The sequence below is a fragment of the Streptomyces sp. NPDC004065 genome, from assembly GCF_044903565.1.
In the GTDB taxonomy this organism is placed as follows: domain Bacteria; phylum Actinomycetota; class Actinomycetes; order Streptomycetales; family Streptomycetaceae; genus Streptomyces.
Genome location: NZ_JBJDQT010000032.1, coordinates 1 through 21,013 on the forward strand (window position 1 = coordinate 1; position 21,013 = coordinate 21,013).

A 21,013-nucleotide genomic window follows, 5' to 3' on the forward strand; every position below is an offset into this window, starting at 1 on the left:
CTGGTCGTGGCGGCGTGGAGGGTGACGCGGTTGGCGCTGATGGTGACGTCGCTGACTTCGACGTCGGTGGTTTGGTGGAGCCAAAGGTTCTGGAGGAGGTCGTCGGTCACGACCGTTCATGATCGCGGAGTTGGTGACCCTCCGTGGCTCTGGCACCAAAAGTGATCCAGAACCACGATTCACCCGCCGCCGACACACCCTGACGGGGCCCTCATCCGCAGCCTGCCGGGGATGGGGGCCATCCTGACCGCAGAGTTCATCGCCATGGTCGGCGACCACCGCCGCTTCGCCAGCGGCGACGCCCTGGCCGCCGCCTCCGCTCTGTCCCAGGTCCTGTCCCAGTCCGGAAAGATCCGCTACTCCCGCAGCGCCCTGGGCGGAGACAAGGCCCTCAAGCGGGTCTTCCAGCAGTCCGCCTTCTGCGCGATCCAGCGTGTTCCGGTCTCCCAGGCCTTCTACGACCGCAAGAGGAGCGAGGGCAAACGGCGCCACCAAGCTCTCATCGCCCTGGCACGACGCCGTGTGAACGTCATGTACGCCATGCTCCGTGACCGCCGCCCCTGCACAGCGCGCCCGCAACTTCGTCTCGTGGCCTGACGCAGCACCCTACGGGCGGCTGCCGCAACCGGCTGCGCCCCGGCCGGGGAGCCGTTCCGGCCGAGGCAGCGGAGGGGAGGATGTGCTACTTGCCGCGGCGGTGCCGGGGCCTACCGGCCGGGCGCCACCTGTCAGTTGGGGGCAATGGAGCGACTGTCGAGGTCTGCCGGGTCCAGCGCTCCCGTCATCAGCGCGACGGCATCCGGCATGGACATGTCGGAGGTCTTCACCAGAGCTATGCGTCGGCCCAGTCGCTGCACGTGGATGCGGTCGGCGACTTTGAAGACGTGCGGCATGTCATGGCTGATGAGTATGACGGGGACGCCGCGGTCACGGATCTGGCGTATGAGGTCGAGGACGCGTTGAGACTCCCGCACCCCCAGGGCCGCCGTCGGTTCGTCCACGATGATCACTTTGCTGCCGAAGCAGGCGGCCCTGGCCACTGCTACGCCCTGACGCTGCCCGCCGGAGAGTGTCTCCACCGGCTGCGAGAAGTTCTGGATGGTCAGCAGGCCCAGTGACGTCAGCAGTTCGCGGGTTTCCTGCTTCATGGACTTCTTGTCCAACAGGCGCAGGACACTGCCGAGCGGGCCCGGCTTACGACGCTCGCGCCCCAGGAAGAGGTTGGCCGGAATGTCCCGGGAGGGGGCTACCGCCAGGTTCTGGTAGACGGTCTCGACGCCGTGGGTGCGTGCGTCCAGAGGGCTGTGGAAACGCACCGGTTGCCCGAACAGGCGGATCTCCCCGCTGTCGGGAACCTCGGCACCGGACAGGCATTTGATGAGGGTCGACTTGCCGGCTCCGTTGTCGCCGATGACGGCCAGCACCTCTCCCGCTCGCAGTTCGATATATAGAACGGGTTGTCGTTGGTCTTGGTGATCAGTCCGACGATGATCTTCCCGTGGGAGCCCTGCGCAGAGCCCACGCCGCCCCCACATGCGGTGAGCAGCAGGGTGAGCCCGAAGCCCGCGGACGACAGTGCGAGCGCTCGGCGGCGTAGCGGCGATCGATGTGCCATGGGAATGTGCCTCTCCTCAACAAATACGGGCAGGGTGAGGGACGGCCGATCGCCAGCCAAGGGGGTTCGCGGCAGAGCGGAAGGGGCCTGTACCTGCGCCTCATCTAGGTGTCCGCAGGCAGGGTCTGGCCGAGCAGAGGCGTGGTCGGCCCGGCGCTCGCCCACGAAAGTCGCAGATCTTCGAGATCAGTCAACAACATCGAAGAAACTTTCTTCGATGTCACCAGATGCCCCTGCCGAAATTTCCTTCGAGTACTGTTGACGGACATCGAAATCAGTGCGACATTCCTGTCAGGTCCTTTGCGGACCGCCTCGGGGGCCGTGAACCGACCGTGAAGGAGGCTCTGAGTCGTGACAGCAGTCCCAGCACCCCCGGTGGTCGCCCAGAGGAATCACGCCAAGCAGCGACCGGCTCGTTACTGCGGTGTGCGACAAGAGATGACCTTGGTCCTGTCTGCCACCGCCGGCAGCGTGCTCAGCGCCCGCCACGCCTCCAGGCACGCACTGACCCGCTGGAACGTGGGCGAGGAGGCCGCCGACGACATCGTCCTCATGGTCGACGAACTGGTGACCAATGCGGTGCAGCACGGTTGCGGCCCCATGTGGCTCAGGCTCAGCGTGCATCGCGCACACACCCTCATCTGCGAGGTCGGTGACAGCAGCAAGGAACTCCCCCGCCCGCACCGAGCCGACCCCAGCGCCGAAAGCGGCCGCGGGCTCCTCCTCGTGGAGGCGCTCTCCGACATCTTCGGCGTGCGTGCTACCAGAACCGGGAAAGTCGTCTGGTTCAGCCACCGCGTTAAAGCGTGACGTCAGCGCCCGGGAGCGTCGAACCGGGGTCCGTCTTCAACGATCGCTGGATGGTGGATCCTGGTGGCCTCGTACGTCGTCATGAACTCACTGAATCGGACCAGGACCTCCTGGCGTGACCTGCCCGAGCGCTACGGGCCATGGAAAACGGTCTGCACCCCCTTCCGCCGCTACGCCCTCGACGGGATCTTCACCCGGGCCCTGCAGCAGATGCAGGCCCGGGCGGATGCGGCCGGAGACATCGAGTGGCTTGTCCAGATCGACTCCACCATCGTCCGCGCCCACCAGCATGCTGCGGCCACGGGCCGAAAAGGGGACCTGCCGGCGGGACGAACCCGATGATCACGCCCTCGGCTGATCCCGAGGCGGACTGACAGCCAAGATCGTTGTCGGCGACCTGCAGGTTCAGCTGTCCGCGCTGAAGATCGCCATGGCGCTGTCCACGGGCAACACGCGGGTCCTGAAGACCGCGGGACTGGCCCTGCTCGCTGCGGCCGGCCCAGTGGGCAGCGGAGATCCTGCCCGATGGCGTACTGAACGTGCTGTCCGGCTCCGGCGCGGTGGCGGGCGCGCGGATCGCCTCCCACCCGGACATCGCCAAGCTGACCTTCACCGGGTCCACCGGCGTCGGGCGCAGCATCCTGGCGGCGGCCGCGGACCGGATCGTGCCGGTCACTCTGGAGCTGGGCGGGAAGTCCCCGCTCATCGTCTTCCCCGACTCCGACGACGCCACTGCCGACGGGGTGATCACGGGTATGCGCTTCACCCGCCAGGACCAGTCCTGCACTGCCGGCTCCCGCCTCTACCTCCACGTGACACCCGAACACCTCATCAGCACGCTCCGACATGGTCTCCGCCAGATCCAGTACCGCAGCAACCTCATCAACGGGTGCCTCGCCGAAACCGGCCTCACCTTGACGACATCACGATCTGGCCGTGGCCGGGGCATGAGGACGGGGCCTCCTGAACAGCTCGTGGGTGTCGAATCCATGGAGCAGCAGGAGGCCCCGGTGCCGCAGTCCTCCGTGTCGATGGCCGGGCAGTCCAACTCAGCTGCTCCATCGTGTGATTGCCTCGCGCACGTGTACGGCAACGCGGCCGACCAGCCCGAACGGCGGCGCCGGTGTCCGACGGACATGACGGACAGTGGGCTGAGGTCCGGCCGCCGCTGCCGTTGCCGGGCTGGATGCGTGGCGGGGTGGCAGGCCGGAGCGGTACTGCCACCGCGCGCTGCTCGCTGCGATCCGCTGTCTCGTGTGAACATGCGGCAGGCACGCCACCTATGTGTCGACCATGGCTTCCCCGCCCCGGCGGCCACGGTTCCCTCAGGGGATGCCGGTCGGGGACGGGGGGCCTGCGGCGAGAGGGTGCACCGTGGCCGGCATCGTGGAGATCTGCGCCCGGTAGCGCGCGGGCCGCTCGATGCCGCGGCCGGCGACGTCACGACTCAGCGGTGGGCGTACGGCCATCCATGTCAGCGCCCGGACGCCGTTTCAGAAGACGCTGCGGACGATCCCGCCGTCGGCCCGCAGTGCGCTGCCGTTGATCGCGCCACTGCGGCCGCTGCACACGAAGGCGACGAAGTCGGCCACCTCGCGCGGGTCGATGAGCCGCTGGATCAGTGACGTCGGCCGATTGTCGGCCATGAACCGTCGCTCGGCGTCGTCGTAGGAGAGGTCCGGGAAGAGTTCCTGGATGAACTGGCGCACTCCTTCGGTTCTGGTCGATCCGGGCATCACCGTGTTCACGGTGACTCGCGTGCCGGCGGTCTGCTCCGCGAGGATTCTCGAGACGGACAGCTCCATCGACTTGGTTGCGCTGTAGTGAGGCAGTTCAGGCGCCGGCGTCACGGCCGCCTCGGAGGCGATGAAGACGATCCGGCCCGCGTTCTTCGCGAGCATCGGCTTGAGGTAGTGCCGGCTGAGGCGGACGCCGCTCATCACATTGATCTCGAACAGCCGGAACCACTGGTCGTCCGAGCTGTCGAGGAAGCCGACCGGTTCGTAGACGCCGAGGTTGTTGACGAGGATGTCCACGACCGGGAAGTCTCGGATCGCCCGTTCGGTCCCCTCCTGAGTTCCGAGATCGGATGCCAGGGGGGCGAGGCGGGCGTCGGGAACACGGGCGCGGATCCGCCCGAGGGCCTTCTCGACGGAGGCTTCGGTGCGTCCGTTGACGATGACCTCTGCGCCCTCTTCGGCGAGGACTGTTGCGATCTCCTCGCCGATGCCGCCGCTGGAGGCGCTGACCAGCGCCAGTTTGCCGTGCAGTTCGAGATCCATTGTTCCTCAGGCCTTGCTGTGATGTGCTCGGTCGATGTGGTCGCGCATGAAGGTCAGTGCGTCGCGCGCGACGATGTCCGGGTCGGTCCAGGGCACTCGCCACAGGGCGAGGAGCGCCGTCATCTCCTCGCCCAGGACTGCCGGCGAGAACGACTCGAACGTGATCGGGCCGTCGTACCCGATTTCCGCGAGCGCGGTGAAGAAGGCGGGCCAGTCGGTGTTTCCCGTGCCGAGGGCGCCACGGTTGCTCTCGGCGACGTGCACGTAGCCGAGGACGTCTCCGACGTCCTTGACCGCCGCCGCCAGGCACGGCTCCTCCATGTTCATGTGGAAGAGGTCCGCATGGACGAACAGCGATGACGACCCGACCTTGCGGACGATGTCGGCGGCTTGGGCCAGGGTGTTGACGAAGTTGCTCTCGTAGCGGTTCAGCGCTTCCAGTCCGAGGCGCAGGCCGGCGCTCGCCGCGCGGTCGGCGAGTCGCGCATAGGACTCGACGATCCGCTCGCGCGCTGCGGCGGACGGGGGGCTGTGGTAGCGCTGGACGGCCGAGAAGTTCGGGCCGCCGACCAGGGTCGCGCCGATGTCGCCGGCCACCTCGATTCCCCGGGCGATGGCGGCCTCTCCCCTCCTGACGATCTCGGGGTCGTCGCTGGACAGGTCGGCGTCAGGCGCGCCGCACACGGTTGCCTCGACGGGCAGGTCGTACTCCTGGATGAGGCGTCGGGTCAGTGCGACGTCGACGGTGTCCGCGTCGAACATGAGCAGCTCGACGAAGTCGTAGCCGAATGACTTGGCTCGTTCGAACACGACCCGGGCGTCGGGCTCGGACCAGGTGCTGGTGTACAGCATCATGTGCATGCCTAGCCGGTTGGTGTTCATGCCGTGCTCCCTTCGGGAAGTGTGTTGTTCCGGCGTGCGAGGCGTGACTTGCGCGTGATGACCGTGCGGACGAGAGAACCGCGCCAGATGTCCACGCCGACGGCGAGCAGGATGATCAGTCCGATCGAGATGCTCTGGAGTGACGTCGAGACGGCATTGAGGTTGAGTCCGTTCTGGACCACCACGATGATCAGCACGCCGACCAGCGTGTTGATGACGTGACCCCGTCCGCCGGCCAGGCTGGCACCGCCGACGACCGCGGCGGCGATCGCCTGGAGTTCGATGAGGTCACCGTAGTTCGGCGAGCCCGAATTCAGCCGTGCCGCGAGCAGGACTGCCGCGATGCCCGCGCACAGCCCTGCGATGAGGAAGGCCATGAGGCGCACCCGGCGGACCTTGATCCCGGTGAGCACTGCGGCGGCCTCGTTGCCGCCGACCGCGTAGAGTTCGCGGCCGAACCGCGTGTGGTTCAGCACGACGGTGCCGAGCGCGTACAGGGCGAGGACGTAGTACAGGGGCAGGGGAATGCCGAGAAGGCTTCCGTAGAAGATGTTCTCGAATCCGCCGGGCAGCGAGAAGATCGGGGCGCCTGGGCCGATGGTGAGCGCGAATCCCTTGTAGGCGCTCAGGCCGGCCAGTGTGACGATGAAGGCCGGAATCCGGACGAACGCCACCAGGAATCCGTTGACGGCGCCGAAGAGCGCGCCAAGGCCGAGGACGCCGAGGATGCTGACCCAGATCGGGTATCCGTTCAGCTTCATCATGACGGCGAGACACATGGTCAGCAGGGCGATCATCGATCCGGGGGTGAGGTCGATCCCCCCGGTGAGGATGACGGCGGTGGAACCGAGCGCGACGACGGCGAGTACGGCGGCCTGGAGCGCGACGTTGTTGAAGTTCTGTGCTGACAGGAACGTCGGGGTCGTGACTGCGACGACCAGGACGATGAGGCCGAGGGCGACGAGGGGTCCGAGGAACTCGAGCAGGCTGCTCCTTCTCATCGGGCACTCCTTTCTGGGACTGGCGTGTGCTCGCCGATATGCGCGGACTCGGCGGCGCTGATCAGCTCACCCGGCGTGACGTCGGCGGCGGGACGGACATCGACGACGCGTCCGTGCTTGACGAGCGCGACCCGGTCGCTCATGGCGATCAGCTCGTCGGCGACCGAGCTGATGAGGACCACCGACTTGCCGCTGCGCGTCAGGTCGTTGATGAGGTTGTAGACGGCGAGCTTGGCGCCGATGTCGATGCCCTGTGTGGGCTCGTCGAGGATGACGATGCGCGCGTCGGTGAACATCCAGCGGGCGAGGAGGACTTTCTGCTGGTTGCCGCCGGAGATGAGGGTGACGTACTTGTTGCGGGCCAGGGGCGTGATCTGCAGGTCGTCGACGTAGTCGGTGGTGATGCGGTCCTCGCGGCGACGGTCGAGGAAGGGTCCGCGCATGATGCCGCGGGTGCGGGCCATGGTGATGTTGGGGCCGGCGAAGAAGTTGGGGAAGAGCCCGTCGTACTTGCGGTTCTCCGGCACCAGGGCGATGCCGTTGCGGATGGCGTCGGCCGGTGAGCTGATGCGACGGGGACGGCCGTCGATGACGAGTTCTCCGCCTGTGACGCGGTCGGCGCCGAAGATGGCTCTCGCGATCTCGGTGCGGCCCGATCCGATCACACCGCCGAGCCCGAGTACCTCTCCTTCCCGGAGCGTGAAGGACGCGTCGACGACCTTGGCCGCGGTCCTCACCGCCTTGAGCTCGAGTACGACGCGGTCGGTCGCGTGGCGTTCCTTCGGATAGTGGTCGCGGACGTCCGCGCCGATCATCCGCTGGACGATCGCGTCGACGTCGCGGTCCGTGCCGCCTGCCGGGCTGGCCACCCTGCCGTCCTTGAGGATGGTGAAGTCGTCGACCAGGGCGAGGACCTCGTCGAGACGGTGTGAGATGTAGAGGATGCAGACGCCTGTGTCTCGCAGCTTCCTGAGGAAGCGGTGAAGGGTGACGATCTCGTCCTGCCCGAGGGCAGTGGTCGGCTCGTCGAGGATGAGGAGTTCAGCCCGCTGGGACAGTGCCTTGGCGATCTCCACGAGCTGCTGCTCGGCAACGGAGAGGTCGCCGACCTTGGCGTCGGGGTCGATGGCCAGGTCGAGGCGGGCTAGAATCTCCGAGGCCTGCCGGCGGACGGCGGGCCAGTCGACGATGAGCCCGAACCGGCGGGGGTGGCGTCCCATGACGATGTTCTCGGCCACGGTCAGCTGTGGGATCAGGGAGAATTCCTGGTAGACCGTCGCGATGCCGTCGGCCCGAGCGGCCGTGGCGCTGGTGAGCGCCATGGCCTCGCCCCGGTGCAGGACTTCTCCCGAGTCGGGCTGGTAGACCCCGGAGAGGATCTTGATCAGCGTGGACTTGCCGCAGCCGTTCTCCCCGAGGAGGCCGTGGATGCGGCCTTCTCGCAGTGTCAGGGACACGCCGTCGTTCGCGCGGACGCCGGGGAACACCTTGGTGATGTTCCTCAGCTCCCACAGGGGAGGGGCTCCGGCGGAACGCGTCTTTGCGGCCTTCGGGGTCTCGGGAGTGGTATCAGGGGTGCTCATCAGTACGACTTCGAGGGCTTCGGGAACAGGCCGGCGGGGTCCCGCAGGACCTTGAGAGCGTTGTCCTTGGAGACGATCTGGGCCGGCGCGTCGACGTAACCGCCGTCCGCCTTCTTGTGCAGCAGGTCGATCGCGAACTGGGCGGCCATCCGTCCCATCTGCACCGGGTTGGTGTTGGTGGTGGCTGTCACTCCGTCACCGTTGGCGATGCTCTCGATGGCGGCGGTGTCACCGTCGTACCCGAGGATCTTCACGTCGTTTCGTCCCAGCGCCTTCACCGCCTGGGCGGCGCCTTCGGCCATGTAGTCGTTGGCCGCGAAGATGACGTTGATCTCGGGGTGGGCCTGAAGGAGATCCATGGCAGCCGTGTTGCCCTTCTCGACACTCCAGCCGCCGTTGACGTGGGCGACGAGCTTCCAGTTGGTCCCCTTGATGCCGTCCTGGAAGCCGCCGGCACGCTCGGTGTCCAGATAGCTGGGCTCACCGTTGAGGATGCCGACCTTGCGTGCCTTGCCGCCCATCGTGCGGATCGCCCACCTGGCGAGGTCCTTGTTCGCCGCCCGCTGCGTGACCCCGACGACACCGTCGACGGGAGTGGGGTAGTTCGGAATGTCGGAGTTGATGATGACGACGGCCTTGCCGGCGTCGACGGCCTTCTTCACCAGCGGCGCGAGCGAGTGCTCATCGAAGCTGATCAGGAGGATGGCATCCACGTCAGCGCGCGCGGTGACGTCCTGCAGCATCCCGAGCTGTCCTGCCTGGTCGCTGCCGGAGTACGGCGAGAGCATGAAGCTCTTCATGCCGGGAACGGTCTTGATGCCTTCGTAGAGCGCCTTGTGGTAGTTGAACTCCGTGCCCATCGGCAGATAGGCGATGGTCGGCGTGCCGCCCTTGTAGGTGAGCTTGTCCAGGCTCGCCTGGGAGCCCACGGCGAGTGCGGCCGGCTTGGGATACGTGGGCTTCTCGCCCGAGGCCGGGCCCGCGATGACGCCGGTCCGGGTGTTGTCCGCGTCCTTTTTCTTCGCGTCCGGTGCCGAGTTCCCGCCGCCACAGGCGGCCAGAGTGAAGGCCATGGCGCTGAGCGCACCAATCAGGGCGCGGCGCCCGACGCGTCGAGGAAGTCTGGACATGTCGTGCTCCGATGTCTCGTCCCGGCTGCAACCCGGGCATGTGGTTGATGTTCACGCCATGCGATCGGGCTGTGTCGGCAGCCGCGTGGCGCGTGGAGCCTCGCAAGAAATATCTTCGACAGTCAATAGTGCTCACAGAGATTTCTTCGCTACTCCCGGAGCGCCCGAGGTCACCCGCGGCGGCCACCGCCGGCCCGGCGGCCGGTCCGGCGTTCTCCGCGGCGCCTGCCGAGCGCGGGCCCGCGACAGGCGAGCGGGAGTGAGGGGCATGCACGTCTCCTCGCGGGCCGCAGGAGCGCCCGGGGCCGTCCGCACCGCGCCGGAGCCGTCACGACGCCGCGCCTCCTTCTGTCCGCACTCACCCCGCGGGACCCGCCCCACCAGGGCTCTTTCACGCGGTCACGCCCGCCGGGAGGTCGATCAGGGCCGCCGGAGGAAATTTTCTGCGCTTGCCTCATCGACCACTCGAAGAAATTTCCTCGATTCCATTGACAGGCGTCGAAGGATCTGTGACCTTCTTTCTGCGAGCGGCTGACCGACCACGGCTCAGCCGCCGAGAGCTCGCTCCCGAGGGGCCGGACGACCCGTCGGGAGCCAGGGCCGAGCAGCAGCCCGGCTACCGTCCCCGCAGCCTCGACCCCGCCGGGGTCCGCGACAGCTCCCGCCCCCGCGCCCGGTGCGCTGTCGCGCACCGGGCGCGAGCAGGCCACAGCCGTGCCGCACCCGTTGAGCCGCTCCTCCCCGCCGCACCGAAGGAACCGCCGCCGTGATCCGACCCGTCGCCCGCCGCGCTCTCGACCGATCCAGGCCCGCACTCGTCGCAGCCGTTCTCGCCGCCCTGGCCCTTTCCGCCTGCTCCGCCTCCAAGGACTCCGCCGGGAACCGGCAGTCGGCCCCCGGGGCCGCGAAGTTCGCCGCCAAGGCGCGGGCCGACGTCACTGCCGCCACCGCCCGGCAGACATCCGTCACCGACCCGGTCCGGTCGTCCGGTCCCAGACCCGTCAGGGACAAGAGCATCGTCGTCATCCCGTGTTCGATGTCCGTCGAGGGATGTGCCCGGCCCGCCCGCTCGACCGTCGCCGCGGCGCGGGCGATCGGCTGGACCGCGCGGATCGACGACCCGGCCAGCGACGTCACCAAGATGTCCGCGGCCATCCAGCGGGCGATCTCGAGCCGGGCCGACGGCATCGTGCTGACCTCCATCGACGCCGCCGCCGTCCAGAACGACCTCAAGGCGGCCCGCAAGGCGGGCATCGCCGTCGTCTGCAACATGTGCGGCAACGCCGGCAACCTGTACCAGGCCGTCGTCCCTCCGCTGGACGAGAACGAACGCGCCGGCTATCTGCTCGGTGAGTTCGCCTACGTGGAGGCACGCAAGCGGTTCAACGCCCCTCCGAAGTTCGTGATCATGACCGACGACGAGTTCGAAACGGTCAAGGCCCGCACCCGGGGCATCAAGAAGTTCATCGCCGACTGCAAGGCAGCGGGCGCGGGCTGCCGGACGGTCGCCGAAGGCTCGCATCTGGCGTCCGAGATCAGCACTGTCGCGCCTGGCAGGGTGGTCCAGCTGGTACGCAGCCACCCCGACTACAACGTCCTGTTCGCCGGCTTCGACGCCGCGCTGAACTTCTTCGCCAAGGGTCTGCAGCAGGCCGGTCTCGCACAACCCGGCAAGGCCTTCGGAGTCTCCGTCGACGCCGATGTCGCCAATACCCAGATGATCCGCACGGGCGGGTACCAGGCGGCGGCGGTCGGCTTCGCCTTCGCCCGCGCCGGTTACGCCCATGTCGACAACCTCAACCGGATCTTCCAGGGGCAGCAGCCCGTCGACCAGGGCCTGAGGGGCAAGCTGATCATCAAGGAGGACGTGCCGAGCAACGGGAAGGCGTGGGAAGGCGACTTCGACGCCGGCGCCCTCTACCGCAAGACCTGGGGCCTGAAGTGAGCGGCGCCTCCACCGCACGCACCGTGCTGGCCGTCCGGAACCTGTCCAAGACGTTCCCGGGACAGCGCGCCCTCGACGGGGTCTGCCTTCAGCTGCGCGCGGGCGAGGTGCACGCGCTGCTCGGCGAGAACGGCTGCGGCAAGTCGACCCTGATCAAGTGTCTGGCCGGGTTCCACGAGCCCGACCCCGGCGCCGTCATCGAGGTTGACGGCCGGGTGTTCCAGACGCCCGCCACCGCGGCGGCCGCCGAGCACGGTCTGGTCTTCGTCCACCAGGACCTCGGACTCATTCCCACCCTGTCCGTGACGGAGAACTTCGCGATCTGCCGCCGATACGACGCCCGGATGCTGGCCCGTATCGACTGGTCGGCGGCCCGGTCGGCGGCCATTCGGGCGCTGACCGCGCTCGGCCACCCGAAGCTGCCGGTCAACGCCCCGGTGGGCCGGCTGCCGGTCGCCTCACAGACCGTCGTCGCCATCGCCCGGGCCCTGGCCACGGCTCAGAACGGCGCCCGCGTCCTCGTCCTGGACGAGCCGACGGCCGCTCTCCCCGAGGCCGAGGCGGAACGGCTGTTCGACGCGGTGCGGCAGGTGACCGCGCAGGGGGTCGCGGTGCTGTACGTCTCCCACAAGCTGGAGGAGATCCTGCGCATCGCCGACCGCGCCACCGTGCTGCGGGACGGGCGGCACGTCGACACGGTCGACGTTCCGGGTCTCAACGTCGGCGACCTGGTGCGGCTCATCATCGGCCGTGCCGTGAAACCGGTCGGGCGGGAGCGCCGTGCGGCCCGCCCGGCAGGCGAAGCGCTGCTGGAGGTGAGCGGCCTGTCCGGCCGCCGGCTGCGCGATGTCGGCTTCCAGATCCGCCGCGGCGAGATCGTCGGTGTGGCCGGGATGCTCGGGTCCGGCCGCAGCGAGCTGGCCCGCATGCTGTTCGGTGCCCAGGTACCGGCCGGTGGCGAAATCCGTCTCAACGGCACCCGGGCCGTGCTGAGGTCACCGCGGGAGGCGGTCCGCCGGCGGATCGCGTTCATCCCCGAGGACCGGCGCCGCGAGGGCGGCGTCCTGGACATGGACATCACGAAGAACCTCACCCTGCCGTCGCTGCGCCGCTTCTGGCGCGGTGCGCGCCTGGCGACGGCGGCCGAGCGCAGCACCGTCAGCCGGCTCATCGACACCTACCGGGTCAGCCCCGCGGCCCCGGGGCGCCTGTTCCGGGACCTGTCGGGCGGCAACCAGCAGAAGGTCGTCATCGCCAAGTGGCTGGACACCGAACCGGATCTGATCGTGTTCGACGAGCCCGTGCAGGGTGTCGACGTCGGCGCCCGCGAGGAGATCTTCCGGCTGGTCGGCCAGGCGGCCGCCCGCGGCGCCGGTGTCCTGCTGATCTCCTCGGAGATCGACGAGATGCTCGCGCTCGCCGACCGGGTGCTGGTCCTGCGGGACGGCCGTGTGACCCACGAACTCGACGCCGCGACGACCACCGCCCACGAGATCACACATCTCACGCACTTCGACTCCGAACCCGGCGCCGGGAGCGAACAGGAGTTTTCCCGATGACCTCTCCCCTCTCCCCCGCCGGCGGCACCGCCGCCTCCCAGGACTCCCACCGCCGGCCCCGTTCCCTGCGCCTGCCGGGCGGGAGCAGCGAGCCCCTGTCCGAGTTCCTGACCCGCGTCACGCTGCCGCTGCTGCTGGTGCTGCTGGTCGTGCTGTTCTCACTGCTGAGACCGGACACCTTCGCCACCTGGAGCAACGCCAGGACGGTCCTCGACCTCCAGGCAGTCCTCACCATCCTCGCCATCGGCCTGCTGCTCCCGCTGATCGTCGGAGAGCTCGACCTGTCCGTCGCCGCCAACCTGGGGCTCGGCCTGATCCTGGTCACCGGTCTGACCTCGAAACAACACCTTGCCCTGCCCCTTGCCGCCCTCCTCGCGGTGCTGGCCTGCACCCTGGTCGGGGCCGTCAACGGCCTGCTGATCACCAGGCTCGGCATCAACTCCTTCATCACGACCATCGGCATGAGCACCGTCCTGACGGGCGTTCTCGGCGCCTACACCAACGGCAACGTGTTCTACGAGGGCATCCCCTCGTCCCTCACCGCGCTGGGCCAGGGCGACCTGCTGGGCCTGCCGCTGCCGGTCGTCTATGCCGCCGGTATCGGGGTGGTCGTCTGGTACCTGCTGCAATGCACGCCGCTCGGCCGTTACCTCTACGCCATCGGCGGCTCCCCGGACGCGGCCCGGCTCAGTGGTGTGCCGGTGCGCCGGCTGACTCTGCTCGCCTTCACCGGAGCGGGCCTGCTGGCCGGTGTGGCCGGGCTGGTCCAGGCCGCCGTCCTCGGCAGCGGCAACCCGACGGTGGGACCCCCGTTGCTGCTGCCCGCCTACGCGGCGGTGTTCCTCGGCGCCACGGCCATCCAGCCCGGGCTGTTCAACGTCTGGGGCACGGTGATCGCCGTCATCACGCTGCAGGTCGGCACCACCGGTCTGTCCCTGCTCAGCGCTCCCTTCTGGATCGAACCGATCTTCAACGGCGCCGCGCTCGTACTCGCCGTCGCCGCCACCCGTCTGCTGCGCCGCGGCGCACGCTGACCGCACCTCACGTCTCACAGGAGCGAATCCCTCATGCACATCGACCTGAGCGGCAAGACCGCGATCGTCACCGGATCGAGCCAGGGCATCGGCTTCGCCACCGCCCTGGGCCTGGCCCGCGCGGGTGCGCGCACCGTCGTCACCGGGCGGGACACGGGCCGCCTGGAGAAGGCCGTGCGGCGGATCACCGACGACGTTCCCGGCGCCGACGTCGTCGCCGTCGCGGCCGATCTGAGCACCAGCGAAGGTGCCGAGGCCCTCCTGGCCGAGGTGCCCGCCACCGACATCCTTGTCAACAACCTCGGCATCTTCGAACCGAAAGCGTTCCTGGAGATCGACGACGCCGAATGGCGCCGCTACTTCGACGTCAACGTGCTCGGCGGCATCCGGCTGTCCCGTCTCTACCTGCCCGGCCTGCTGGAACGCCGGTGGGGCCGGATCGTGTTCGTCTCCAGCGAGTCAGCCCTGCAGATCCCGCCGGAGATGATGCACTACGGGATGACGAAGACCGCCCAGCTGGCCGTCGCCCGCGGACTCGCGGAGGTGTGCGCCGGCACCGCGGTCACCGTCAACTCCGTTCTGCCCGGCCCCACGAACTCCGAGGGTGTCGCCGACTTCGTGGCCGAACTGGGCGGCGAAACGGGCCGGTCCGTCGACGAACAGGTCGACGACTTCGTCCGCGAGCACCGGCCCACCTCGCTGCTGCGCCGTGCCGCCACGACCGAGGAGGTGGCCAACCTGATCATCTATCTCAGCTCGCCGCAGGCCTCCGCGACCACCGGCGCCGCGCTCTCCGTCGACGGCGGCACCCGCCGGTCCGTCGTCTGAGAAGCCGTCCGGCACTCGCCCCCCGAAAGGCCGTCCGGGAAACCGGCGGCCGCGCGCCCGGACGCGTCCGGCCCTCCAGCCGCCCGCCCACACGTCAGGAAGACCGTCGCCATGCAGTGCAGCCTCCCGAACCCGGAAGCCGCCCGCCCCGCCTCGCCGCCCCCCGGCCCGGGCGGCCGGAGCGTTCAGGTCCTCGCGCAGCCCGCGCCGCACTCGCCGCTGCCGGGTGACTTCGCGGCGCCCGCCGGCACGGGCGCCGGCGACGTGACGCTGTGGTGGCTGGGCCAGGCGGGGTTCGCCCTGCGTCACGGCCGGCACCTGGTCCTGATCGACCCGTACCTGTCCGACACGCTCGCGCAGAAGTACCGGGGCAAGCTCTTCCCCCACCAGCGGATGCACCCCGCTCCCGTGGCCCCGCAGGACGTGCGGGGGGTGACCGCAGTGCTGTGCACCCACGGCCACACCGATCACATGGATCCCGGCACCATCCGCCCGCTGCTGCTCCACAACCACCCCCGGTTCGTCGTCCCGCGGGCCGAGCGGGCCCGCGCGCTGGAGCGCGGCGTTCCCGCGGATCTGCTCACGGGCACCACCGCGGGCGAGCGCGTCGAGGCGGACGGCATCGTCGTGGAACCAGTGCCCGCCGCGCACGAGCGGCTGGAACGGGACGAACACGGCGACCACCGGTTCCTCGGCTACGTCGTCAGCGTCGGCGGCTTCCGGGTGTACCACTCGGGGGACTGCGTGCCCTACACCGGACAGGCCGAGCTGCTGCGCGACCTGCGCGTCGACCTGGCGCTGCTGCCCGTCAACGGCCGCGACGCCTACCGCACCGGCAACGGTGTCCCGGGCAACTTCACCGCGCGGGAGGCGGCCGCGCTCTGCGAGGCGGCCGGCATCCCGCACCTGCTGTGCCACCACTTCGGCCTGTTCGACTTCAACACCGCCGACCCCGAGGACACCAGCGCCGAACTGCGGCGCCGGGCCACCCGGTTGTCGTGGACCGTGCCCCGGCCCGGCCACGCCTACGTCCTCACCCAGGCCGGCCCGTCCGTGAGAGAGGACCGATGAACTCACCACACCTCCTGGAGCGCCTGCGCCGGCTGCGCGTCGTGCCGGTGGTGACGCTGCCCGACGCCGGCCAGGCCGCTCCTCTCGGCGAGACGCTCTTGGAGGCGGGGCTGCCTGTCGCCGAGATCACCTTCCGCTCCGAGGCGGCCCGCGACGGCATCGCCGCGCTGCGTCTGCGCCACCCCGACCTGCTGGTCGGCGCGGGCACCGTGCTGGACCGGGCGACCGTGGACCGGGCTCTCGACGCGGGCGCGCAGTTCGTCGTCGCCCCCGGGTTCAACCCCGACGTCGTGGATTACTGCCTGCGCCTGAACATCCCGGTGGTGCCGGGCGTCAACAATCCCACCGGTATCGAGGCGGCTCTCGCTCGGGGCCTGTCCCTGGTCAAGTACTTTCCCGCCGAGGCGTCCGGCGGCCTGTGTCTCCTCGACGCGATGGCCGCGCCGTACGACCGGGTGTCGTTCATGCCCACCGGCGGCGTGACCCCCGGCAACCTCGGCGACTACCTCAGCCGCCCCTGTGTCGCCGCCTGCGGCGGCACCTGGATCGCCACGCCGGCACTGCTGGCCGAAGGCGACTTCGCCGCCATCGCCGGCAATGCCCGCCGCGCCGTGGAGATCGCCGCCGCGCTGCCCGGCACTGCGGCCGCCCCCTGACCTTCCCTTCCCTCCCGCGTGCTCCGGCGCGCGTTGTGACTGCTCACGAAAGAACGAAAGAGGAGAAATGACCCCCACCTACGAACCCGCCCCCGGCACCGCGCTGGACGGCAGGGTCGCCATCGTCACCGGCGGCGCGTCGGGCATCGGCGAGGCCGTCGGCCGGATCTTCGCCGCCAACCGGGCCAAGGTCCTGCTCGTCGACATCGACGGTGAGCGGCTCAGGCAGGTCGTCGCCTCCGTCCGGGCCCAGGGAGGCACCTGTGCGGGCGTCGAGGCGGATGTCACCGACGAGGAACAGGTGAAGAACTTCTTCCAGTACGCCGTGCGGGAGTGGGGCCGGGTGGACCTGCTCGTCAACAGCGCCGGCCGTGACTCGCTGTCGCCTCCGGTGACCGAGGTGACGCTGGAGGAGTGGAACAAGACCATCGGCCCGAACCTGACCGCGGTGTTCCTGTGCTGCCGCGAGGCCTTCCGCGTCATGGAGGGCCAGCCCGGCGGCGGGCGGATCATCAACATGGGGTCCTCGTCCGCCCGGCTCGCCTCCGGTCCCGGCCACAGCCCCTACCGGGCCTCCAAGCACGGAATGATGGGCTTCAGCAAGAACATCCTCCTCGAGGGCAAGGACAAGAACATCGGCGTGACGGTGATCAACCCGTCCCACGTCAAGACGCCGATGACCGAGATCATCGACAAGGGCCTCTACGACGGCGACATCCCCGCCTACCTCGACGGATGGCTGGACGAAAAGGAGCTCACCGAGGGCATCCACGCCAGCTGCATCGACGTGGACAACGTCGCGGAGGTCACCCTCTACGTCGCCACCCGCGGGCCCGAGGTAACCATCCCGCAGATCGCCCTGTACCCGACGCACAAGGCACACCGTTACGGCATGGAAGTCTGAGGCACCGCGATGAAGGCAGCAGTACTGCAGTCCCCGGGCGTCCTGAACTGGACGGACGTCCCCGACCCGGAGCCGGTCGGCGACCGGTCGGTGCTCGTCAGGGTCGGCGCCGTGGGTGTGTGCGGCTCGGACGTGCTCCGGTTCGGCCGCGGCAAGGCGTACCACTACCCGCTCGTCCTCGGCCACGAGTTCTCCGCCGTCGTGGAAGAGGTCCCGGCGGACAGCCGCTTCTCCCCCGGGGACCGGATGGCCGTGTTCCCGCTCCTGGCCGACCCGGCCGATCCGATGACACGGATCGGCGAGTACACGGTCAGCTCCGGATACGACTACTACGGCTCCCGGCGTGACGGTGCCATGGCGGAACTGCTTCACGTTCCGGAAGCCAATCTCATACCCGTGGGCCCCGATACGCCGCTGGTGCACGCCGCGATGGTGGAGCCGGCGGCCGTCGCCCTGCACGCCATGCTGAAGTTCCAGCTTCCGGCGCTCGCCACCGCGCTGGTGATCGGCGCCGGTCCGATCGGTGCCCTGGCGGCGCAGTGGCTGCGCATCCTGGGGGCCAGTGAGGTCTACGTCGCCGACGTCGACGAGCGCAAGCTCGCCGTCATGGCCGGCCTCGGATTTCCCGTGGTCGACGCCTCCGGCGGCGACACCGTGGAGATCGTCGGCAAGCTGACCTCGGGCCGTGGCGTGGACTGCGCCGTGGAGGCCAGCGGCCTGCCCTCCTCGCTGGTGCAGGCCATCACGGCGGCGGCCCCGCTGGGCCAGGTCATGCTGCTGGGCGACCTGTCGGGGGACCTGACCATTCCGCGTGCGCTGGTCTCGTCCGTCCTGCGCCGCGAGCTGCGGCTCTACGGCACCTGGAACTCCAAGATCACCCCCGCGGGCCGCAGCGAGTGGGACATGGTCGTACACCATCTGGGACGTGATCTGCAGGTGGCTCCCCTGATCAGCCACACGCCCGCGCTCGAGGAGGCGCCGGGAATGTTCCAGGACATGCTCGAGCGCCGCACCTGGTACAACAAGGTCGTCTTCGCCGTCGCCCGGGAGGCCCGTGACGAGCTCGCGTCGCCGTCGGTCGTCGGAGGTGCCCGGTGAAGGCCGCCGTACTGCACGAGCCGGGCTCGGTGTCCGTGGAGGAGGTGCCCGAGCCGTCCGTCGGCGCCGACGAGATCCTGGTGCGGGTGCGGGCCGCCTCCATCTGCGGGACCGACCTGCGGATCTTCAAGCACGGTCACTTCAAGATCCCGGCCGGCCAGTCCCGGGTCCTCGGCCACGAGGTGGCCGGGGACGTGGTGGCGGTCGGCGGGCAGGTCACCGGGTTCTGCCCGGGCATGCGGGTGAGCGTCACCCCGAACGTGGGCTGCGGCCGCTGCGACATGTGCCGCCACGGCTTCAACAACATGTGCGCCGGCTACGAGGCGTTCGGGATCAGCATCGACGGCGGCTTCCAGGAACTTCTGCGGGTGCCGGGCTTCGCCCTGCAGCGGGGCAACGTCTTCGAACTGCCCGAGAAGGTGTCCTACGCCGAGGCGGCCCTGGTCGAGCCGTTCTCCTGCTGCTACACCGGCCAGCAGGCCCTGCGGGTGGGCCCGGAGGACGTGGTGGTGATCGCCGGGGCGGGACCCATCGGTGCCTTCCACGTGCTGCTCGGCAAGCTCGCCGGCGCACGGAAGGTGATCATCTCCAACCGCAGCCGGCCCCGTCTGGACCTCGCCGCCCGTCTCGGCGCGGACGTGTGTGTCAGTGTGCGCGAGCGGGACCTGGCCGACGTGGTGCGAGAGCACACCGGCGGCCGCGGCGCGGACGTGGTCATCACCGCCGTGTCCGACCCGCAGGTGCAGGAACAGGCCCTGGACCTGCTCGCCACGCACGGACGGCTGAACTACTTCGCGGGTCTCGGCGCCGCCGGGACCGCCGTGCCCGTGGACACCAACAAGGTGCACTACAAAGGCCTGACACTGACCGGGACCACCGGATCGACCAACGGCGACTACGGGCGCTGCCTGCGGCTGGTCGGCGACCGGCGCGTGGACCTGTCGCCCGTGGTGGGCCAGGTCTTCGAACTGGAGATGATCCATGACGCTTTCGCGTACGCCTCTTCCGGAGCCGGCATGAAGGCGATGATCGCGTTCGGCGGCGACGTGTTCGAGACCGCCGCCGGCCCCGGCCCGCACGGCGCGCCACCAGAGGGCAGGTAGCACCATGACCCACCGTTATGTCATGTCGTTCGACGCCGGCACCACCGGCATCCGGGCGATCCTGTTCGACAAGGCCGGTGACATCGCCGCCGAGGCCAGCCAGGAGTTCCCGCAGATCTACCCCCACCCGGGCTGGGTGGAGCACAACCCGCTCGACATCTGGAACACCCAGGTCACCGTGGCCAAGCAGGTGCTGTCACAGGCCGAGTGCGGTGCCGGGGACGTCGCGGCGATCGGCGTCACCAACCAGCGCGAGACCGTCGTGGTGTGGGACCGGACCACCGGCGAGCCCGTCCACAACGCGATCGTGTGGCAGGACCGCCGTACCGCCGACCTGTGCGAGGAACTCAAGGCCCGCGGCCTGGAGGAACACGTCCAGCAGACCACCGGGCTGATCATCGACGCCTACTTCTCGGGCACGAAGATCAAGTGGATCCTCGACCACGTGCCCGGGGCCCGGGAACGCGCCGAACGCGGCGAGCTCGCGTTCGGCACCGTCGACAGCTGGCTGATCTGGAACCTCACCGGGGGCGCCGCGCACGTCACCGACTACACCAACGCCTCGCGCACCATGCTGTTCGACATCACCCGTCTGGACTGGGACCAGCGGCTGCTGGACGAGCTCGGCATCCCCCGCGCGATCCTGCCCGAGGTGCGCTCCAGCAGCGAGGTCTACGGACACACCGACGAGTCGGTACTGCTGGGCGCCCGCATCCCGGTCGCGGCCGCCGTCGGTGACCAGCAGGGCGCCCTGTTCGGGCAGGCCTGCTTCACCGCCGGCAGTGTCAAGGCGACGTACGGCACCGGGGCCTCGCTGGTCCTCAACACGGGCGGGAAGCCGGTGTTCAGCCGGCGCGGCATGCTCACCACCATCGCCTGGGGCATCGACGGCACCGTCGAATACGCCCTGGAGGGGCTGATCTTCGTGGCCGCCGCCTCCATCCAGTGGCTACGCGACGAACTGCAGATCGTCTACGACGCCGAGGACACCGAGTACGCCGCACGCCAGGTGCCCGACACCAACGGCGTCTACGTCGTCCCCGCCTTCGTCGGCCTCGCCGCGCCCTACTGGGACCAGTACGCCCGCGGGGCCATCCTCGGCCTGACCCGGGGCACCAACCGCAAGCACATCATCCGCGCCACCCTGGAATCCATCGCCTACCAGATCCGCGACGTCATCGGCTGCATGGAGGCCGACTCCGGCATCCCGGTACGGGAGATCAAGGTCGACGGCGGGGCCACCCCGAACAACTTCCTGATGCAGTTCCAGGCCGACCTCCTCCACGCGCCGGTCCTGCGGCCCACCGTCATCGAGTCCTCGGCCCGGGGGGCGGCCTTCCTCGCCGGTCTGGCCACCGGTTTCTGGAAGGACCACGCGGAGCTCGCCGGCGCCTTCCACCTCGACCGGCGTTTTGACCGGGAGATGGACCCGGCCCGGGCCGACCGGCTGTACGCGGGCTGGCAGAAGGCCGTGGCACGCGCCCGCGACTGGGAGGAGCACTGAGCGCCCGC

The 21,013-nt window shown here is 69.3% G+C and carries 18 protein-coding genes and 2 pseudogenes; 14 read left to right on the forward strand and 6 right to left on the reverse strand.

Features of this window, described 5'->3' with window-relative positions; translation table 11 throughout:
• Window positions 1-213 precede the first annotated feature (213 nt).
• The gene (locus tag ACI2LW_RS27925; RefSeq protein ID WP_404734082.1) at window positions 214-597 is read left to right on the forward strand and encodes a transposase; all 384 of its coding nucleotides are present in this window, start codon (window positions 214-216) and stop codon (window positions 595-597) included.
• Window positions 598-770: 173 nt separating this feature from the next.
• Here the strand turns inward: ACI2LW_RS27925 and ACI2LW_RS27930 are convergent.
• A pseudogene (locus ACI2LW_RS27930) lies at window positions 771-1,535 on the reverse strand (ATP-binding cassette domain-containing protein); the annotation flags it as partial.
• Between the two features lie 518 nt (window positions 1,536-2,053).
• Between ACI2LW_RS27930 and ACI2LW_RS27935 the strand changes: the two are divergent.
• The 3 genes and pseudogenes from ACI2LW_RS27935 to ACI2LW_RS27945 form a co-directional block, all read left to right on the forward strand.
• Window positions 2,054-2,425 carry an ATP-binding protein gene (locus tag ACI2LW_RS27935; protein ID WP_404734000.1) on the forward strand — a complete coding sequence of 124 codons (372 nt, stop codon included), beginning with the start codon at window positions 2,054-2,056 and terminating at the stop codon, window positions 2,423-2,425.
• Between the two features lie 81 nt (window positions 2,426-2,506).
• Window positions 2,507-2,767, forward strand: coding sequence for a transposase (locus ACI2LW_RS27940; RefSeq protein WP_404734001.1), 261 nt, complete (start codon window positions 2,507-2,509; stop codon window positions 2,765-2,767).
• 146 nt (window positions 2,768-2,913) lie between these two features.
• Window positions 2,914-3,228, forward strand: a pseudogene (locus ACI2LW_RS27945) (aldehyde dehydrogenase family protein); the annotation flags it as partial.
• 690 nt (window positions 3,229-3,918) lie between these two features.
• Here ACI2LW_RS27945 and ACI2LW_RS27950 read toward each other — a convergent pair.
• Genes ACI2LW_RS27950 through ACI2LW_RS27970 form a run of 5 tightly spaced genes read right to left on the reverse strand, consistent with a single transcriptional unit; the run spans window position 3,919 to window position 9,246 of the window.
• Complete coding sequence (locus ACI2LW_RS27950) at window positions 3,919-4,707, reverse strand: SDR family NAD(P)-dependent oxidoreductase (RefSeq protein ID WP_404734002.1); 789 nt, start codon at window positions 4,705-4,707, stop codon at window positions 3,919-3,921.
• A 6-nt stretch (window positions 4,708-4,713) separates the two neighbouring features.
• Window positions 4,714-5,589, reverse strand: a complete 876-nt coding sequence (locus tag ACI2LW_RS27955) for a sugar phosphate isomerase/epimerase family protein (protein WP_404734003.1) — start codon at window positions 5,587-5,589, stop codon at window positions 4,714-4,716.
• Entirely contained in the window at window positions 5,586-6,590 is a 1,005-nt protein-coding gene (locus ACI2LW_RS27960; RefSeq protein WP_404734004.1) for an ABC transporter permease, read from the reverse strand. The genes ACI2LW_RS27955 and ACI2LW_RS27960 overlap by 4 nt, the downstream gene beginning before the upstream one ends.
• Entirely contained in the window at window positions 6,587-8,173 is a 1,587-nt protein-coding gene (locus tag ACI2LW_RS27965; protein ID WP_404734005.1) for a sugar ABC transporter ATP-binding protein, read from the reverse strand. The genes ACI2LW_RS27960 and ACI2LW_RS27965 overlap by 4 nt, the downstream gene beginning before the upstream one ends.
• Window positions 8,173-9,246: a sugar ABC transporter substrate-binding protein gene (locus ACI2LW_RS27970; RefSeq protein ID WP_404734006.1), complete on the reverse strand. Its 1,074-nt coding sequence runs from the start codon at window positions 9,244-9,246 to the stop codon at window positions 8,173-8,175. The genes ACI2LW_RS27965 and ACI2LW_RS27970 overlap by 1 nt, the downstream gene beginning before the upstream one ends.
• An 823-nt stretch (window positions 9,247-10,069) precedes the next feature.
• On the opposite strand from ACI2LW_RS27970, the gene ACI2LW_RS27975 reads away from it, so the two are divergent.
• From ACI2LW_RS27975 to glpK, 10 genes are all read left to right on the forward strand, one after another.
• Window positions 10,070-11,248 (forward strand): sugar ABC transporter substrate-binding protein, encoded by a 1,179-nt coding sequence (locus ACI2LW_RS27975; protein ID WP_404734007.1) that lies wholly within the window; start codon window positions 10,070-10,072, stop codon window positions 11,246-11,248.
• Window positions 11,245-12,807: a sugar ABC transporter ATP-binding protein gene (locus ACI2LW_RS27980; protein ID WP_404734008.1), complete on the forward strand. Its 1,563-nt coding sequence runs from the start codon at window positions 11,245-11,247 to the stop codon at window positions 12,805-12,807. The genes ACI2LW_RS27975 and ACI2LW_RS27980 overlap by 4 nt, the downstream gene beginning before the upstream one ends.
• Window positions 12,804-13,841, forward strand: a complete 1,038-nt coding sequence (locus ACI2LW_RS27985) for an ABC transporter permease (protein WP_404734009.1) — start codon at window positions 12,804-12,806, stop codon at window positions 13,839-13,841. The genes ACI2LW_RS27980 and ACI2LW_RS27985 overlap by 4 nt, the downstream gene beginning before the upstream one ends.
• A 33-nt stretch (window positions 13,842-13,874) precedes the next feature.
• Window positions 13,875-14,669, forward strand: coding sequence for an SDR family NAD(P)-dependent oxidoreductase (locus ACI2LW_RS27990; protein ID WP_404734010.1), 795 nt, complete (start codon window positions 13,875-13,877; stop codon window positions 14,667-14,669).
• A gap of 111 nt (window positions 14,670-14,780) precedes the next feature.
• Window positions 14,781-15,740, forward strand: coding sequence for an MBL fold metallo-hydrolase (locus ACI2LW_RS27995; RefSeq protein WP_404734011.1), 960 nt, complete (start codon window positions 14,781-14,783; stop codon window positions 15,738-15,740).
• On the forward strand, window positions 15,737-16,396 hold the full coding sequence (gene eda / locus ACI2LW_RS28000) for a bifunctional 4-hydroxy-2-oxoglutarate aldolase/2-dehydro-3-deoxy-phosphogluconate aldolase (protein WP_404734012.1): 660 nt from the start codon (window positions 15,737-15,739) through the stop codon (window positions 16,394-16,396). Before ACI2LW_RS27995 ends, eda begins: the two co-directional genes overlap by 4 nt.
• 67 nt (window positions 16,397-16,463) lie before the next feature.
• Complete coding sequence (locus ACI2LW_RS28005) at window positions 16,464-17,300, forward strand: SDR family oxidoreductase (RefSeq protein ID WP_404734013.1); 837 nt, start codon at window positions 16,464-16,466, stop codon at window positions 17,298-17,300.
• Between the two features lie 9 nt (window positions 17,301-17,309).
• A complete protein-coding gene (locus ACI2LW_RS28010; protein WP_404734014.1) occupies window positions 17,310-18,398 on the forward strand; it encodes a galactitol-1-phosphate 5-dehydrogenase in 1,089 nt (362 codons plus the stop codon).
• The gene (locus tag ACI2LW_RS28015) at window positions 18,395-19,501 is read left to right on the forward strand and encodes an alcohol dehydrogenase catalytic domain-containing protein (protein WP_404734015.1); all 1,107 of its coding nucleotides are present in this window, start codon (window positions 18,395-18,397) and stop codon (window positions 19,499-19,501) included. Before ACI2LW_RS28010 ends, ACI2LW_RS28015 begins: the two co-directional genes overlap by 4 nt.
• A 4-nt stretch (window positions 19,502-19,505) precedes the next feature.
• Window positions 19,506-21,005 (forward strand): glycerol kinase GlpK, encoded by a 1,500-nt coding sequence (gene glpK, locus ACI2LW_RS28020; protein ID WP_404734016.1) that lies wholly within the window; start codon window positions 19,506-19,508, stop codon window positions 21,003-21,005.
• The last annotated feature ends 8 nt before the right edge of the window (window positions 21,006-21,013 follow it).